At 72.9% G+C, this 15,552-nt stretch carries 16 protein-coding genes; 9 read left to right on the forward strand and 7 right to left on the reverse strand.

Annotation, left to right across the window (positions count from 1 at the left end; translation table 11 throughout):
* Positions 1-3: 3 nt before the first annotated feature.
* Complete coding sequence (locus tag ACQPXD_RS29065; RefSeq protein ID WP_432824489.1) at positions 4-1,338, forward strand: serine hydrolase domain-containing protein; 1,335 nt, start codon at positions 4-6, stop codon at positions 1,336-1,338.
* On the opposite strand, the gene ACQPXD_RS29070 is transcribed toward ACQPXD_RS29065, so the two are convergent.
* Positions 1,316-2,770, reverse strand: coding sequence for a phenylacetate--CoA ligase family protein (locus ACQPXD_RS29070; RefSeq protein ID WP_432824490.1), 1,455 nt, complete (start codon positions 2,768-2,770; stop codon positions 1,316-1,318). The genes ACQPXD_RS29065 and ACQPXD_RS29070 overlap by 23 nt on opposite strands.
* Positions 2,771-2,793: 23 nt before the next feature.
* Between ACQPXD_RS29070 and ACQPXD_RS29075 the strand changes: the two genes are divergently transcribed.
* From ACQPXD_RS29075 to ACQPXD_RS29085, 3 genes are all read left to right on the forward strand, one after another.
* Complete coding sequence (locus tag ACQPXD_RS29075) at positions 2,794-3,552, forward strand: LLM class flavin-dependent oxidoreductase (RefSeq protein WP_432824491.1); 759 nt, start codon at positions 2,794-2,796, stop codon at positions 3,550-3,552.
* Positions 3,553-3,564: 12 nt separating this feature from the next.
* Positions 3,565-4,323 carry an SDR family NAD(P)-dependent oxidoreductase gene (locus tag ACQPXD_RS29080; protein ID WP_432824492.1) on the forward strand — a complete coding sequence of 253 codons (759 nt, stop codon included), beginning with the start codon at positions 3,565-3,567 and terminating at the stop codon, positions 4,321-4,323.
* A 138-nt stretch (positions 4,324-4,461) separates the two neighbouring features.
* Positions 4,462-5,292: a hypothetical protein gene (locus ACQPXD_RS29085; RefSeq protein WP_432824493.1), complete on the forward strand. Its 831-nt coding sequence runs from the start codon at positions 4,462-4,464 to the stop codon at positions 5,290-5,292.
* A 23-nt stretch (positions 5,293-5,315) separates the two neighbouring features.
* Here the strand turns inward: ACQPXD_RS29085 and ACQPXD_RS29090 are convergent, their stop codons facing one another.
* Positions 5,316-5,864, reverse strand: coding sequence for a CGNR zinc finger domain-containing protein (locus tag ACQPXD_RS29090; RefSeq protein WP_432824494.1), 549 nt, complete (start codon positions 5,862-5,864; stop codon positions 5,316-5,318).
* 79 nt (positions 5,865-5,943) lie between these two features.
* On the opposite strand from ACQPXD_RS29090, the gene ACQPXD_RS29095 reads away from it, so the two are divergent.
* Positions 5,944-7,536 carry an aminotransferase class I/II-fold pyridoxal phosphate-dependent enzyme gene (locus ACQPXD_RS29095; RefSeq protein ID WP_432824495.1) on the forward strand — a complete coding sequence of 531 codons (1,593 nt, stop codon included), beginning with the start codon at positions 5,944-5,946 and terminating at the stop codon, positions 7,534-7,536.
* 41 nt (positions 7,537-7,577) lie between these two features.
* On the opposite strand, the gene ACQPXD_RS29100 is transcribed toward ACQPXD_RS29095, so the two are convergent.
* Complete coding sequence (locus ACQPXD_RS29100) at positions 7,578-8,075, reverse strand: N-acetyltransferase family protein (RefSeq protein WP_432824496.1); 498 nt, start codon at positions 8,073-8,075, stop codon at positions 7,578-7,580.
* A gap of 30 nt (positions 8,076-8,105) precedes the next feature.
* A complete protein-coding gene (gene trxA / locus ACQPXD_RS29105) occupies positions 8,106-8,537 on the reverse strand; it encodes a thioredoxin (RefSeq protein ID WP_432824497.1) in 432 nt (143 codons plus the stop codon).
* A gap of 113 nt (positions 8,538-8,650) precedes the next feature.
* Here trxA and ACQPXD_RS29110 point away from each other — a divergent pair, with 113 nt between their 5' ends.
* The 3 genes from ACQPXD_RS29110 (at position 8,651) to ACQPXD_RS29120 (ending at position 11,512) form a co-directional block, all read left to right on the forward strand.
* On the forward strand, positions 8,651-9,649 hold the full coding sequence (locus ACQPXD_RS29110) for an aldo/keto reductase (protein ID WP_432824498.1): 999 nt from the start codon (positions 8,651-8,653) through the stop codon (positions 9,647-9,649).
* A gap of 92 nt (positions 9,650-9,741) precedes the next feature.
* The gene (lexA, locus tag ACQPXD_RS29115) at positions 9,742-10,350 is read left to right on the forward strand and encodes a transcriptional repressor LexA (RefSeq protein ID WP_432824499.1); all 609 of its coding nucleotides are present in this window, start codon (positions 9,742-9,744) and stop codon (positions 10,348-10,350) included.
* A gap of 85 nt (positions 10,351-10,435) precedes the next feature.
* Positions 10,436-11,512, forward strand: a complete 1,077-nt coding sequence (locus ACQPXD_RS29120; RefSeq protein ID WP_432824500.1) for an AMIN-like domain-containing (lipo)protein — start codon at positions 10,436-10,438, stop codon at positions 11,510-11,512.
* 489 nt (positions 11,513-12,001) lie between these two features.
* Here the strand turns inward: ACQPXD_RS29120 and ACQPXD_RS29125 are convergent, their stop codons facing one another.
* Positions 12,002-12,844, reverse strand: coding sequence for a class I SAM-dependent methyltransferase (locus ACQPXD_RS29125; RefSeq protein ID WP_432824501.1), 843 nt, complete (start codon positions 12,842-12,844; stop codon positions 12,002-12,004).
* A gap of 336 nt (positions 12,845-13,180) precedes the next feature.
* Here ACQPXD_RS29125 and ACQPXD_RS29130 point away from each other — a divergent pair, with 336 nt between their 5' ends.
* On the forward strand, positions 13,181-13,750 hold the full coding sequence (locus ACQPXD_RS29130) for a helix-turn-helix domain-containing protein (protein ID WP_432824502.1): 570 nt from the start codon (positions 13,181-13,183) through the stop codon (positions 13,748-13,750).
* 18 nt (positions 13,751-13,768) lie between these two features.
* Here ACQPXD_RS29130 and ACQPXD_RS29135 read toward each other — a convergent pair whose 3' ends face one another.
* Both ACQPXD_RS29135 and ACQPXD_RS29140 read right to left on the reverse strand, forming a co-directional pair.
* The gene (locus ACQPXD_RS29135) at positions 13,769-14,683 is read right to left on the reverse strand and encodes an IS982 family transposase (protein WP_432824503.1); all 915 of its coding nucleotides are present in this window, start codon (positions 14,681-14,683) and stop codon (positions 13,769-13,771) included.
* An 89-nt stretch (positions 14,684-14,772) separates the two neighbouring features.
* Positions 14,773-15,537: an aminotransferase class IV gene (locus ACQPXD_RS29140; protein ID WP_432824504.1), complete on the reverse strand. Its 765-nt coding sequence runs from the start codon at positions 15,535-15,537 to the stop codon at positions 14,773-14,775.
* Between the last annotated feature and the right edge of the window lie 15 nt (positions 15,538-15,552).

Here is a 15,552-nt window from a genome sequence, read left to right on the forward strand (position 1 = left end):
GCGATGAGCATCGATTCGTTTCTCGACGCGGCGGAGCGGACCATTGACGCGCTGCACGGCCTGGTCCTCGTGCGGGGCGGCGCGGTGGTCGCCGAGGGATACTGGCACCCGTATCGGGCCGACGTCCCGCACCGCCTGTTCTCGCTCAGCAAGAGCTTCACGTCCACGGCCGTCGGCTTCGCGGTCGCCGAGGGCCTGGTCGACCTCGACGCGCCGGTAGCGGAGTATTTCGGCGGCCGCGGCGATCCGCGCATGCTGGTCCGGCACCTGCTCACCATGACCACCGGCCACACGGAGGACACCGCCCCGGCCATCGTCACCGGCGAAGACTGGGCGGACGCCTTCCTGCGTCTGCCGGTCGGCCGCGAGCCGGGCAGCTACTTCGTCTACAACACCGGCGCCACCTACCTGGCCGGCGCCATCGTGCAGCGCCGCACCGGCCAGCGCCTGGTCGACTACCTGCGGCCGCGGCTGTTCGACCCGCTCGCCTTCGAGTCCGTGACGTGGGAACGGTGCCCGCTCGGCCTCGACACCGCCGGCTGGGGCATGACCGCCCGGACCGCGGAGATCGCCCGCTTCGGCCAGCTGTACCTGCGCGACGACCGCGGCATCCTCCCCGCCGGCTGGGCCGGCGAGGCGACCCGCCGCCAGGTGGAGAACCCCCACTGGGGCGACCTCAGCACCGTGGACTGGCGGCAGGGCTACGGCTTCCAGTTCTGGCGCTGCCGGCACGACGCCTTCCGCGGTGACGGCGCGTTCGGCCAGCTCTGCGTGGTGATGCCGGCCCAGGATTCGGTGCTGGCCGTCAACTCCGGCACCGAGAACATGCAGGCGATCCTCGATCTGGTCTGGGAGCATCTCCTGGACGACCGCACACCCCCGGCCCCGGCCACCGCGGCCCGCCTGGCCACCCTGGCGCTGCCCGCACTCCACGGTGGACAGTCCACAGCAGACGGAACCTTCACCGTCGCGAACCCCAGGCGCGTGCGCCCGGAGGACTGGCGCCCGAGCCACGAGCAGCCTCCGACGATCCGGTCGATCACCTTCTCCCCCGGCCTGGTGACGCTCGAGGACGCGACCGGCACCCACGCGTACCCCTGCCGCCCCGGCGAGTGGCACACCAACGGCACCCAGGCGAGCACCGGCGCCTGGACCACCCCGACCGAATGCACGCTGCGCGTCGCATACATCGACGGCCCGTTCGTGCGCACCTACCGCTGCGCCTTCGCCGGCGACACGGTGACGATCACGGCCAGTGACAACGTGTCGTTCGGCCCGACCGGCTACGCGCCGATCCACGCCGTCCGGACACCCCTCACCGACGGTAACGGTGCTTAACGCCGGGCGGGAAGTAGTCAGGATCGCCCGGGTCGCGGACCTCGACGAGCGGGGTCTGGTAGGCCGCCGGCACGTAGTTGGTGTACTCGCTGTTGAGCCGCAGCAGAGCGGCCCGCACGGCCACGGCGACGGCCACCCGGTCGGGGGCGGGACGGTCCGGGGCGCGCTCGACGACGACGCAGAACCGGCGCTCCTCGTCGGCCTCCGTGCGCACCTCCATCACGAACTTGCCGGTGACGTCGTCCGCGATGGCCGGATCTTCCAGGGCGACGGTGACGTTCTCCGGGTAGACGTTGGCGCCGAAGTACGACACCGTGAACAGCGACCGGCCGAAGACGTAGGCGAACGGGCGCTCGTCGCCCTCGCCCGGGTCGAAGCCGTGGCGCCGGCAGAAGGCGGTCAGCTCGGCGTGGGTGAGCAGGCCGCCCTCGTCCGCGATGTGGTAGCGGACCAGCGGCACACCGCCGTCGCCGGTGAACAGCAGCGTGCCGTCGACGGTTTCGAAGTAGCGGACCATCGGGTCGTACTGCACGAGCGTCGGCAGGCGGGGGTCGCCGAACAGTTCGCGGGCGACGGCCGGGTCGGCGGCCAGGAAGCGGCGGATCCGCACGCTCAGCGGCGTCTCGTTGCCCAGCACGCCGGCGTCGGCGGTGCCGTAGAGCGATACCGAGTCGCGGTCGGGCCGGGTCATGCCCGCGCGGCGGCCCATCAGGTCGCGCCACGCCTCGCTGAACACCTCGCCGGCGAGCAGCATCCGGATTCGGTACGCCGGCCAGTCCACTCCCCGCCGCACGCCCTCGTCGACGACATTCTTGACGAACGGCGGGTATCCGGCGAGCACCGTTTGGCGGTACTGCGGCGCGAGCTGCCCGACCACCCGCAGGATCTCGTCCACGCTGTTGCCCGGCGTCGCGACCGTGACCGGGTAGCCCTTGGCGGCCAGGTGCCGGCAGGCGTCGGCGGTGTACATGCCGCCGACCCAGCTGCCGAGCGCGAAGCACACGACCACGAGCGTGCTGTCCACATCGGTCAGACCGAAACCGTTGACGAGCGCGTCCTCGAACCGCCGCGCGACCGCCAGTTCGTCGGCGACGGACCGCGGCCAGACCGTTGGCTGCCCCGACGAACCGGACGACACGGCCACGGTGTCGTTCGCGTCCAGACGTCCGCCGCGGCACCGCTGCGGCAGCGGGTATCGCCGCAGGTACGACTCCTTGGTGACCAGCGGCAGCTTCGCGAAGTCGGCGGGGGTGCCGACGGCCGCCGGGTCCACGCCGTGTTCGCTCAGGAAGGTTCGGTACGCCGGGACGGCCGCCGCCACCTCGTGGAACAGCTCGAGGGCTCGTTCCGCCGGGTCGCCGGGAATCGGTACGGCCGGCGCCGCGTAGAAGTCGGCCAGCCGCTCCAGGGTCCGCTCGGCGCGCGCATGCATGCGGCGAACGTAACATCCTCCGCGTGGACATTCGGTATGCGATCGGCCTGCCCGTGGTCGGCCAGTTCGGTGACGTCCGGGCGCTGCTCGACTTGGCGGTCGCCGCGGAGCGGCACGGCTGGGACGGCGTGCACCTGTGGGACCACCTGCTGTTCGACGAGCCCGGCTGGCCGGTGACCAGCCCGGTCGCGGCGGCGTCGGCGATCGCGGCGGCGACCGCCCGGGTGCGGATCATCCTGACCGTCGCGGTGCCGCGCCGCCAGGTGCAGGAGGTGGCCCAGGACGCGGCCGCGATCGCGGCGCTGTCCGGCGGCCGGCTGACGCTGGTCGCCACGCTCGGTTCGCTCGACCGGGAGTACACCGAGTTCGGTCTGGACCCGGACCTGCGCGCCCGCGGCCGGGCGCTGGACGAGCGGCTGGACCGTTTGGGCGCGCTGTGGCGGGAGTGGGGCGTGCCGCCGGTGCCGATCTGGTGCGCGGCACGCTGGCCGCGCAAGGTCGGCCTGCGCCGGGCGGCCCGGTTCGCCGGCGCGATGCCCATCTTCGACGACCAGCGGGTCGCCCCCGTGCCACCGGCCGACTTCGCCGCGGCCGCGGCCTACGTCCCCGGGCTCGACATCGCCCTGGAGGGCTTCACCGCCGGCCCGGCCGGCGCACCGGCCCTGGAGCCCTACGCCGCAGCCGGCATGACCTGGTGGATCGAGGCGCTCGGCTGGTGGCGCGGCGACCTGGCCGCGGCCGCCGCCCGGGTCGCCGCCGGACCGCCCCGGCCGGGCTTATAGCATCTCGGACTTATGGCGAGGGTACTGGTCACCGGCTCGACCGACGGCATCGGCCTGGCGACGGCGCGGACGTTGGCGGAGCTCGGCCACGAGGTCGTGTATCACGCGCGCAGCAAGGAGCGGGCCGCCGCCCTGGCCGACGCCGGCGTGAGCGCCGGTGAGGTCGTCGTGGGTGACCTGGCGTCGCTGGAACAGACCCGGCAGCTGGCCGCCGACGCCGGCCGGTGCGACGTGGTCATCCACAACGCCGGCATCGGCGGGCAGGACGAGCGCCGCGAGACCGCCGACGGCATCGAGCGGACCTTTCAGGTGAACGTCCTCGCGCCGTACGTGCTGACCGCCCTCATGCCGCGCCCGCACCGGCTGATCTACCTGACCTCGGGCCTGGAGTCGGTGGGCATCGCGGACCTCGACGATCTGCAGTACCGCGCCAAGCCCTGGCACGGCATGCAGGCGTACAGCGACTCGAAGCTGCACGACGTGGCGCTCGCCCTCGCGGTGGCCCGGCTGTGGCCGGAGGTCGTGAGCAACGCGGTGGATCCGGGTTGGATCCGCACGAAGCTCGGCGGCCCGAACGCGACCGACGACCTGCCGATCGGCTCCGCGACGCAGGTGTGGCTCGCCTCCGGCGACGGCGACGCGCTGGTCACCGGGCGGTACTTCAAGTGGCGCCAGGTCCTGCGCCCGAACCGGGCCGCCGTCGACATGCGCTACCAGGAGGGCCTGCTGTCCGCCTGCGCGGCGCTGTCCGGCGTCACCCTGCCGCGCTGACCGCCCCGGTGCTCGGCACCCGGCATTTCCGGAAATTTCCCCTGATCGGCGGCTGAAACCGAAATTCCGGACACAGCGCCGCCCATCGCTCCGTAGCGTCGGCACCGAGACCACGCTGCGGAGAGGGGACGTGCGGTGATGCGCAGGAACGGGACGGTACTGCTGCTCCTCGGCGCCCTGGCCCTGACGGGCTGTTCGGCCCGGGCCGGCACCGCCTCGGTGCCGGCCCGGGCCGGCACCGAGGCGGTCGCACGCTGGCACCCGGTGGCCGACCTGGCGTTCACCACCCCCGACGCCGTGCCCGTGACGCCCGGTTCGCCCGTCACCGCCGGTCCGAGCCCGGCCGGCGCGGGTAGCGGCACGCCGAGCCGGTCCGCCGCGGGCCGGTCCCCGGCGCCGTCCGGCGGGACCGGCGAGGACCTCCGCGACGGGCTGCTCGGCGACGCGGACGTGCCGGCGGGCTTCGTCCCGGTGGCGATCGCGACCAGCCACAACGGCAAGGTGAGCATCGGCGGCGGCAGCTTCCCCGGCTGCCCGGCCCTCGAACCGATGACCACCAACGAGACCACGTCGGCCGCGGTCACCTACGCGCAGGGCGCCATCGGACCGTACTTCACCGACGCCATCGTCCGCTTCCCCGCCGGCAAGGCGCCCGAGGCGATGGCCCGGCTGCGCAGCACCGCCGGCTCGTGCCAGACCTTCGACCAGCAACTCGCCGGTATTTCGGTACGGTTCCGGCTGGCCGCGATCCAGCCCCCGGCCGGCCTCGGCGACGACACGATCGGGCTGCGGATGACCGGCTCGACCGACGTGGGCCTGTCGGTGGCCGCGGACATCATCGCGATCCGCCGCGGCGACTACGTGCTCTGGCTCAACGACACCACCGTGGGCAGCACCCCGCCCGGCCTGGCCGCCGGTCTCGCCCCGGCCGCCGCCGGCCGCTGCGCCAGGACCCTCACGTCCTGCTGACCGCCCCGCCCGGGCGGCGGCCGTCACGAGGCCGAGCGGCGGGCGCGGTATGAGGCCGCCTTCACCCGGTTGCCGCACTCCTCCATCCCGCACCAGGTCCGGTTGCCCGCCCGGGAGCGGTCCACGAAGAGCCGCGTGCAGGCGTCGCCGGCGCACTCGCGGACCGTTGGACGGCTCTCCAGCAGACCGATTGCCGCCGTCGCCACGGCCGTGGCCAGCGCCGCGGCGTCGCCCGTGCGCCGGACGCCGTCGGCGGTGAGCTGGACGCGCGGGCCGGGCCGGGCCGCGGCCCGATTGACCAGCCGGACGTCGGCCGGGCGCCGCGCGGATGCCGTCGCCGAACCGATGAAGTCGCCGCGCAGCAGGCGGTAGACGGCCTCGCGCAGGGCGAGCAGGTCGCGCAGCTCGGTCTCGCCGACCCGCGGGGGGCGCGAGAGCACGCCGGCCTCCACCGCCCAGCGGGCCACGTCGTCCGATGTGGACAGCAGCTCCTCCGGCGTCCCGCTGCGCCGCCACTTCAGCGTGGCGGCGAAGTCCAGCGCCAGGTCGCCGCTCACGAACACGAACGTCACGTCACCACCTTGACAGGTGACGGGGTGTTGACGCAAGGTGGCCGCGTCACCCCCTGAACCGGTGACGACGGAGGCGACTGTGATCACTGCCGAGGAGTACCTGGACGCGACCGGGCGGGCGCTGGCCGGCATGGCCGGCATCGTCGGCGGGCTGGGCGACGAGCTGGCCAACCGGCGGCCGCCGCTGCAAAGGGCCAATTCGCCGTATGCGCTGCTGACGCACTGTCTGGGCGTGGTCGACTACTGGGTGGGCGGGCTCGTGGCCGGGCGGACGGTCGAGCGCGACCGGGACGCGGAGTTCACCAGCTCCGGGCCGGTCGCGCCGCTGCTCGAGCGGGTCGCCGCGGCCCGGCGGCGGCTCGCGGCCGACGTGCGCGGGGCCGACTTCGCCGGGCCGCTGCGGGCCACGCCGAACCCGGACTTCCAGGGCCCGCCGGGCGTGGCGACGCAGGGCGCGGCGCTGCTGCACGTGTACGAGGAGCTCGCCCAGCACCACGGCCAGATGGAGATCCTGCGCGACCTGCTCCGCCCGAAGTCCACGGTGGACACCGCGCGGCTGCGGGCCGGCAACGGGGTGAAGTGGGGAGCGCTCGGGCCGGGCACGCTCGGGGCGTGGGTGGCCGACATGGACCTCGGCGTCGCGCCCGCGATCCGCCACGCGCTGCTCGACAGCGTCGACCGGGAGGACTTCGGCTATCCGCACTGGCCGGGCGGCGACCCGGTCCCGGCGGCGTTCGAGTCGTGGATGGCGCGCCGCCACGGCTGGACGCCGAGCGCCGGTCACACCCGGGTCTTCACCGACGTCCTGCAGATCCTGCAGCTGGTCGTCGAGCACACCACCCGCCCCGGCGACGGCGTGGCGATCCACGTGCCGGCCTATCCCCCGTTCCTGGCCAGCATCCTGCGTGCCGGGCGCCGCATCGTGCCGCTGCCGATCCCCGCCGGGTCCGCCCCCGGCGGACCCGAGGAGACCGCCGGGCCGGACCTGACCGGCGTGCGGCTCATGGTCCTGGTCAACCCGCAGAACCCGACCGGGCGCGTGTTCCGGCGGGCCGAGCTGGAGGCGTTGCTGGAGCTCGCCGAGCGGTACGACCTGACGGTCCTCGCCGACGAGATCCACGCCGACCTCACCTATGCGCCCCACCGGCACCTGCCGTTCGCGGCGCTGGGCGAGCGGGCGGCGCGCCGTACCATCACGGCGACCTCGGCGACGAAGGCCTTCAACCTCGCCGGGCTGCGCTGCGCGGTGGCCCACGTCGGCCCGCCCGCCCTCCGCGCGTCGTTCGACGCGGCACCGCTGGACGCATTCGGCACGCCCAGCACCCTGAGCCGGCTGGCCACGGTCGCCGCGTGGCGGGACAGCGACACATGGCTCGCCGAGCTGCGGGCGACCCTTTCGGCGAATCGGTCGGCCATTGGCGCGTGGGCGGCCGGCCTGCCGCTGTCCTACATGCCGCCGGAGGCGACCTACCTCGCCTGGCTCGGCGGCCTGCGGCACCCGCGGCCGGCCGAGTGGCTGGAGCGGACGGCCGGCGTGCGGCTGAGCGAGGGAGCGGACTTCTCCGCCGGTACCCCCGTCGAAACCACCGCATTTGTGCGGCTCAACTTCGCCACCAGCCCGGCCGTCCTGGCCGCCGTGCTCGACCGGCTGACGCCCGCGGTGCGCGGATGAGGCGGGAGCGCCCCGGCCGGTGCCGTGGCGAGGGCGCTCCCTTACGCGCCACTGTACGATCCGCCGGGCTCCGCGTGGAGCCCCGCTCCGGCGGCTGTCGGCCGGCTCATCCAGACCGAATCCTCCGCCTCGAAGCCGTGACGGGCATAAAAGGTCCGCACCCGGTCGTTGTGCGCCTCGGTCTCGAGGAACATCGCCGCCGCGCCGGCCTCCGTCGCGGCGGAAATGGTACGGCGCAGCAGCGCGCCGCCCAGACCGTTGCCCCGGTCGCGGACGTAGATCTCATCGAGCAGCGCCTCCCGGCCGCCGGACTCCAGGCTCCAGCCCCAGGTGACGACCGCGTAGCCGACCGGCCCGGAGGCCGCGCCGCCGACCAGCCAGACCTGGCCGTGGGCGTCACCGGCCAGCAGCGGGCGCAGGGCGCGGGTCACCCGCTCCTCGTCGAACTCGTGCCGGTCCACCGCGCAGAACTCGCGCACCAGCGGCAGCAACGCGGCGAGGTCGCCGGCCGTGGCACGGTACACCCGGGTCTGGTCCACGGCGGACCAATTTACCGGTGCGACAGACGGTCAGGCCGCGGCGAGGGTGTGCTGCACCCAGCCGCGCAACGTGGCGGCCGGGGCGGCGCCGGCCTGGCGGGCCACCACCTTGCCGTCCTTGAGGATCATCAGCGTCGGCACGGCCCGGACGTCGAAGCGCCGCTGCAGGCCGGGCGCGTCGTCCACGTTGACCTTGACGAGCTTGATCGTACCCGCCAAATCACCAGCCACCTGCTCCAGAGCCGGACCGACCGTGCGGCACGGTCCGCACCACGGCGCCCAAAGGTCGACCAGAACCGGCGTCGAGGACCGCTCGGCCACGTCCCCGAACGTCGTGTCGTCGGCGTCGACGATCCACGGCACCGCCTCCCGGCACTTGCCGCACACCGGCTTTCCGGTGGCGGAGGCGGGCACCCGGTTGCGCTGGCCGCACCGGACACAGGACACGATCCGCGAAGTCATGCCCGATATGACGCTTCCGGCGCGCGCCGCATTCCCGCCGGACCCAGGGAGCGGCCCTCCCACGATCGACGCTCCGCTCCCGCTCGCCGGTCCGCGGGCGCAGGGTCGAACCCATGCAGACACGAACATTGGGACGCACCGGGCCGACCGTTTCCGCGCTGGGCCTGGGGGCGATGGGCATGTCGGGCGACGTCTACGGGCCCTCGGACCGCGCCGAAAGCATCGCCACCGTGCACGCCGCGCTCGAGGCCGGCGTCACGCTGATCGACACCGGCGACTTCTACGGCATGGGGCACAACGAGCTGCTGCTCGCCGAGGCGCTGCGTGGCCGGGCGCGGGACGGCTACCTGCTCAGCGTCAAGTTCGGCCAGCTGCGGGGCCCGGGCCCGACATTGGGCGGGCAGGACAACCGGCCCGCGGCGGTGAAGAACTTCCTGGCCCACTCGCTGACCCGGCTGGGTACCGATCACGTCGACATCTACCGGCCGGCCCGGCTCGACCCGGCCGTGCCGATCGAGGACACCGTCGGCGCGATCAAGGAGATGATCGACGCCGGGTACGTCCGCCACATCGGACTCTCGGAGGTCGACGCCGAGACCATCCGGCGGGCGCACGCCGTGCATCCGATCGCCGACCTGCAGATCGAATACTCGCTGGTGTCGCGGGCCGTCGAGGCGGAGGTACTACCCACGCTGCGCGAACTGGGCATCGGACTGACCGCCTACGGGGTCCTCAGCCGCGGCCTCATCTCCGGGCACTGGAACGCCGGGCCGGCCGCACCCGGCGACTTCCTCCGCGGTTTCAGCCCGCGGTTCGCGAGCGGCAACGTGGAGCACAACCTCGCGCTGGTGGAGGCGCTGCGCCGGGTCGCCGGGGCGAAGGGCTGCACGGTCGCCCAACTGGCCATCGCGTGGGTGGCCGCGCAGGGAGCGGACATCGTGCCACTGATCGGTGCCCGCACCCGCGCCCGGCTGTCCGAGGCGCTGCCGGCGACGGACATCACGCTGAGCACGGACGACATTGCCGGGATCGAGGCGGCGGTACCGAAGGGTGCGGCCCGCGGCGACCGCTACCCGGCCGCCTTCATGGCCGACCTCGGCGTCGGCAGCTGACCCCGTCACCTTGCGCAACCCCTCAGGTGACAGATCGTAAAATCCTCCAAAGATTCGTACACCTGATCGAACTCCTCCAGTATCGTGATCCCATGACAAGCCCACGCCAGCAGAGCATCCTGACGGTCATCCGCGAGTCGATCGAGCGGCGGGGATATCCGCCGACGGTCCGGGAGATCGGGGCGGCGGTCGGGCTCGGTTCGCCGTCGTCGGTGGCACACCACCTCAAGGCGATGGAGCGGCAGGGGCTGCTGCGCCGCGACCGGCACGGCCCGCGGGCGGTCGACATCCGCGGGCCCAACGACGCGATGGCACAGGGGGCCGACCCGGGCGTGCCGGTGCCACTGCTGGGCACGATCGCCGCCGGTGGGCCGATCCTGGCCGAGCAGCTGCCCGACGACGAGCTGACCCTGCCGACCACGCTCGTCGGGCACGGCACCCTGTTCGCGCTGCACGTCAAGGGCGACTCGATGATCGAGGCGGCAATCTGCGACGGCGACATCGTCGTGGTGCGCCAGCAGGCCGTGGCCGACAACGGCGACATCGTCGCGGCGATGCTCGACGGCGAGGCGACCGTGAAGGCCTACCGCGTCCGCGACGGCCACGTCGAGCTGGTCCCCCGCAACCCGCATTATCAGGTGATCCCCGGCGACGACGCGGTGATCCTGGGAAAGATGGTCTGCGTGCTGCGGCGCATGTAGACCGTCGCCTAGCCGACGTAAACCGCCGGGCGTGATCCCGCGTCAGCTGTGCACCTCTTCGACTTCGACGAGAAGGAGCACAGCGATGTATCGATTGCTGCTTGCCGCGGCCGCCCGCGCCGGCCAGGCGCTGGGGGCGCCCGGCCCGGCCCGGACCACGGCCGTCCATCGATCGGCACCCGCCACGGCCGCCAGCGGCGGCCGGGCATTGGGGACACTCGACACGGCCCGGACCACGGCCGTGCGTCGATCGCTGCTCTACGCGACGGTCTGTGGCGGGCTGGTGCTAGGGCTGTCCGGTGTGGCGCTGGCCGCGGACCAGCCGGGGGTGGCGGCGCAGGCTGCGGATCTGCCCGCCCCGACGGGCACCGCGCCGGTGACCGGCGAGGCGTCCGGCGCCGGCCGGCCGGTGCTGACCGGGATACGCACCGGGCGGCACGACGCATACGACCGCACCGTGTTCGACTTCACCGGTGGCACGCCGGGCTACCGGGTCGAGTACGGCCCGCTGGTCGAGCAGGGACGCGGCGACACCGTGCCGGTCGCCGGCCAGGCCACCCTCGTGGTGGTGTTCACCGGCCTGGACAACCCGGCGCTCGACCTGAGCCGGGTGTACGACCCGGCGTTGCCGACCCTGCGCCAGATCAGGTCGGGTGGCTACTTCGAGGGCCACGCGAACTTCGGGCTGGGCCTCAACGACCGGGTCGGGTTCCGGGTCCTGGTCCTGCACGGGCCGGACCGGATCGCGGTCGACGTCGCGCACCAGCCCGACCAGGCCTTCCAGTCCGGGGCGTACCAGCACACCGGCACCGCACCGGACGCGCTGGTGACCGCGGTCCGGTCGGGCCGCCACCCCGGCTACGACCGGCTCGTGTTCGACATGGCCGGCGACCAGGCGCCGTCGCTCGACGTGCGCTACCCCGACGGCGGGCCACACCTGCGGGTCACCTTCACCGGCGCGGGCTCGCCGACCACGGCGCCGCACGCGTCGCACAGCGGCCCAGGCGAGTACACCTTCGGCCTGCCCACGCTGCGCGGACTGCGGTTCACCGTGGTCGGCGCGGGCATCATGACGGCCGACGTGACCACGGCCGCGCGGCACGGCTTCCGGGTCATGCTCCTGCCCAACCCCAACCGCGTCGTCGTGGACATCGCCACCTGATCCACCCACGGCCGCCGACAGACCGCCGGGCGGCGCCGACCAGAAGGTCGTCGTGAACACGGCTTCCGGGTGCGGAGCCCGGCCCGGCCCAACGCCTGGCGCGCCGACCGGAAGTCTCCGCGATCATGCGGATCCGACGTTGGCACCAACGGTTTTTCATGATCGCGGAGTGTTGATGTACCCCCGTGTACCACAAGTCTCCGTGATCATGAGAAACCCGGGTGCAGTCACCGCGAACTTCATGATCACGGAGACATCCGTCCGCCCGAGCCACGCGGAACGGATGCCGCGACCAAATGGTGAGACATCCGCATCGCCCACCAAACCGCAGTGTCCACGGAGCGGGCGGCGAGGACCGCCGCGGCCCCCGTCGGTGGGCGTCGGCGTCCAGCCCGCGGCGGCCGAGACCGTCCGGGCGCCGGCAATCACGAGCGATTAGGCGCCGGCCTCGTCCATCGCGCCGGCCGAGGTGGGCGGGGTGGCTCGGGGCTACGGGCGTTCGGCGAGCCAGGCTACGCGTTCGGCGTGGACGGTCAGGTCGGGGCGGCGCAGCACCGAGTGCGGGCCGTGCGGGTCGAGCAAGGCGTCCAGCGTGGCCAGGTCCTCGGCGGGCAGGAGGTCGGCCAGGCCGTCGCGGGAGCGGCGCAGGGACAGGTAGGCGTAGCGGGCGGTTGCCTCGGACGGCGGGGCCGGCCGGTCGGCCGTGAAGCGGCGTTCGGCGCGCAGCTTGAAACCGGCGCCGGTCAGGGTCGTGGACCAGTCGGAGCCCAGGTGGGGCATGTCCTCGGCGCGGCGGTGGGACATCGCGGTGGCGAGGCGGGCCTCCAGGCCGGGGCGGCCGACGCCGATGTCGTCGGGGAGGAAGGTCGGGAACGACTCCAGCTCCACCACCGCCAGCCGGGCGCCGGGGCGGAGGGCGGCGTGGATCTCGCGCAGCGTGCGGAGCGGGTCGGTCAGGTGGTGCATCGAGTTGGCCGCCCACACCAGGTCGGGGCTGCCCAGGTCGGCGGGCCAGCCGGCGTCGAGGTCGGCGGCCAGCGGGCGGACCCGAGCCGCCAGGCCGCGCTCGGCGGCCTTGGTGGTCAGGCGGTCCAGCATCTCCGGGGAGGCGTCGACGGCGACGACCGTCGCCGCGGGGAGCTGGGCGAGCAGCTCGAACGTGCCGGCGCCGGTGCCCGCGCCCAGGTCGGCGACGGTGGCCGGGGAGCCCGCGTGGTCGCGGACCCAGGCGACGATGCCCGCGTGGTACTCGTGCAGCACCTCGGCATCGAGGTCGAGCATGGCCGCCAGGTCGCCGTCGCCATGGTGATGGTCGTGGTCGTGCGTGTGCATGCGGCCACTCTAGCCACGCCTTGCTCAGGCAGCATAGGATCTTGCCAATAACGCAAGACCAAACGACGCAAGACCAAACGACGCAAGACCAAACGACGCAAGACCAAACGACGCAAGACCAAACGACGCAAGACCATGTCGACGCCGCGGCCGAACGGACGCAGGACCAAACCGACGCACGACCAACGACGCGAGGCCAAACCGACGCGAGGCCAAACCGGCGCTAGACCGGACAGCGCAAGGCCAAACCGGCGTAAGACCAAACGGCGCCAGACCGGACAGCGCAAGACCAACCAGCGCGAGGCCGGACAAGGCGAGGCAAAGGAGGAGGGAAGCATGACGCAGGACGGGGAGCTTGATGCGCTCGTGCGCAAGCGGATCCGGGGGCTGCGGGCGGCGCTCGGCATGTCGCTGGACGACCTCGCGGCCGCCTGCTACCTCAGTCCGTCCACGCTCAGCCGGATCGAGACCGGGCACCGGCGGATCAGCCTCGACCAGCTCACCGCCATCGCCCGGGCGCTGGGCACCACGCTCGACCAGCTGGTCGAGGCCAACGACGCCGACGTGGTCATCCGGCCGCAGCACGACGCCGAGCGTGGGGTGACCCGGTGGATGCTGCGCCACGCCGACGGGCCCGGCGGGTCGACCGTGGTGAAGATGCGGGTGACCAAGCCGGTGCCGGGGCCGGACGAGCTGCGGGCGCACCCCGGCAACGACTGGCTGACCGTGCTGTCCGGCACCCTCGCGCTGCGGCTGGGCGAGCGCACGATCCTGGTCCAGGCCGGCGAGGCCGCGGAGTTCTCCACGATGGTGCCGCACGCGTTCGGCGCGCACGGCGGGGCGGCGGAGATCCTGTGCATCCTCGACCACGACGGGCGGCGGACGCACCTGCACCGGCTGGCCTAGATGGTCGATTCCAAGGGGTCAGTGATCGTAGGCGACCAAGGACCGCATGATCGGTTGACCGGTGTGCCAGTTGTGCCAGATCGCGGCGGTCAGGGCGAGGATGCGTTGCAGGACCCGGACGGCGACGCCGGTGATGGTCCGGCCGCCGTGGTGTTCGAGGTCGAGTTGGCCTTTGAGGGTCTGGTTGACCGATTCGATGCTCTGTCGTACGGCGCGGAGCAGGCCCTGGCCGGGCCGGGCCGGTTCGTTGCGGTACGCGGGTCGTACGACGGTGATACCGCTGTCGTTGAGCCAGGTTTCGGTGGCGCGGTCGCGGTAGCCCTTGTCCACGATCAGGATCAGCCCGTCCGGGTGATGAAACATGTTGGGCTGCATGCTGACCAGGTCGATGAGGACCTCGCGTTCGTCGGTCTTGGCGTTGGTCAGGGCGAACGCGACCGGGAGGCCGTGCACGGTGGTGACCAGGTGCAGGCGCAGGCCCCAGAACAGCCGGGAGTGCGAGGCGCAGTAGCCGTAGCCGGCCCAGCCGTTCAGGTCGGAGCGCAGGGCGGTCTCGCGGGACATGCCGCACGGCACCGGGGTGGAGTCGGCGATGCGGATCGGGTGCTGCCACAGGTCGGTGTCGGTGGCCAGCACCGCGATGCAGTGGGCCAGTTGGGTGGTCAGGCCTCGCAGCCGTTTGTTGTAGCCCGGTTGTTTGGGCAGGCGGGGAAACAGATGAATGATCGATTTCCGGGCATAGCGGATCCAGTGGCTCTCGTTGTGGTAGCGCAGCAGGACCTGCATGACCGATACGGTGATCAGTTCGGCGTCGGTGATCTTCGGGGCGATCCCGACCTTCGGTCGCCAGCGGTTGAGCTGCGGGGATGCTTTCAGCTCGTCGTCGATCCTGCAGTACAGTGCGGTCGCGAGGGTGTCCAGATCGACGTGCACGGGGCCTCCATGGTCTCGTTGCCTAGGCAACGTCGATCATGGATGCCCTCGCGTCTGCTCACTACCCCGCACCCCTTGGAATCGACCATCTAGGCGGCGATCGGGTCCCAGGGTACGGCCGCCTCGGCGGCGGCGACCAGTCGCATGAGTGCCGGGTCGACGCCGTAGGTGACGTCATCGATCCGGCTGACCGGGGCGGTGCCGATGGAGTTGGTGAGGAACGCGCCGCGGTACGACGGCAGGTCGGCCAAGGTGACCAGCGCGGTGCGCGACGGCAGGCGCGGGGCGAGCAGCTGCATCGCGATGCCCGCCAGGTGCGGGGCGGAGGGCCAGCTCACCTCGGTACCGTCGAAAAACGCGACATTGGCGACCGTCGACTCCTCGATCGCGCCGGTGTGATCCACCAGGAGGGCGTCGTCGAAGCCCTCGGCGCGGGCGCGCGCGCCGTGGTAGGCCTGGCCGAAGCCGCCCACGTGCTTGAGGTGCGCGGCGGGGCGTTCGTAGCGGACCGACCGCAGCGCGACGGGTGCGGCCGGCGGCGGGGTCGGCGGGCGGACCGCGACGACGACCATCAGCTCCGCCGGGCGGTAGACGTTGATCCGCACCGCCGCGTCCGGGATGTCGCGCACGGCGTGGGCGAGGCGGGCGCGAACCAGGTCCCGGTCGAGCTCGGTGCCGAACAGCTCGCGGGTGGCGGCGGCCAGGCGGTCCAGGTGCAGTCCCAGACCACGGACCCGGCCGCCGCGCACCTGCATGGCGGTGAAGTGGCCGTAGTTGACCAGGATCGGGTGGTACAGCTCCTCGATCGTGGGCTCGCGCCCGTCAATCTCCACCCGGATCGGTGACGTGCTCACAGGAGCACACCATAG

The sequence above is a fragment of the Dactylosporangium sp. CA-092794 genome, assembly GCF_050948465.1.
Lineage (GTDB): Bacteria > Actinomycetota > Actinomycetes > Mycobacteriales > Micromonosporaceae > Dactylosporangium.

Excerpts from the sequence above, each read along its gene's own strand:
- ACQPXD_RS29065 (WP_432824489.1), top strand. The coding sequence starts at position 4 with ATGAGCATCGATTCGTTTCTCGACGCGGCGGAGCGGACCATTGACGCG.
- ACQPXD_RS29080 (WP_432824492.1), top strand. The coding sequence starts at position 3,565 with ATGGCGAGGGTACTGGTCACCGGCTCGACCGACGGCATCGGCCTGGCG.
- ACQPXD_RS29085 (WP_432824493.1), top strand. The coding sequence starts at position 4,462 with ATGCGCAGGAACGGGACGGTACTGCTGCTCCTCGGCGCCCTGGCCCTG.
- ACQPXD_RS29110 (WP_432824498.1), top strand. The coding sequence starts at position 8,651 with ATGCAGACACGAACATTGGGACGCACCGGGCCGACCGTTTCCGCGCTG.
- ACQPXD_RS29130 (WP_432824502.1), top strand. The coding sequence starts at position 13,181 with ATGACGCAGGACGGGGAGCTTGATGCGCTCGTGCGCAAGCGGATCCGG.
- ACQPXD_RS29125 (WP_432824501.1), bottom strand. The coding sequence starts at position 12,844 with ATGCACACGCACGACCACGACCATCACCATGGCGACGGCGACCTGGCG.
- trxA (WP_432824497.1), bottom strand. The coding sequence starts at position 8,537 with ATGACTTCGCGGATCGTGTCCTGTGTCCGGTGCGGCCAGCGCAACCGG.
- ACQPXD_RS29120 (WP_432824500.1), top strand. The coding sequence starts at position 10,436 with ATGTATCGATTGCTGCTTGCCGCGGCCGCCCGCGCCGGCCAGGCGCTG.
- lexA (WP_432824499.1), top strand. The coding sequence starts at position 9,742 with ATGACAAGCCCACGCCAGCAGAGCATCCTGACGGTCATCCGCGAGTCG.
- ACQPXD_RS29070 (WP_432824490.1), bottom strand. The coding sequence starts at position 2,770 with ATGCATGCGCGCGCCGAGCGGACCCTGGAGCGGCTGGCCGACTTCTAC.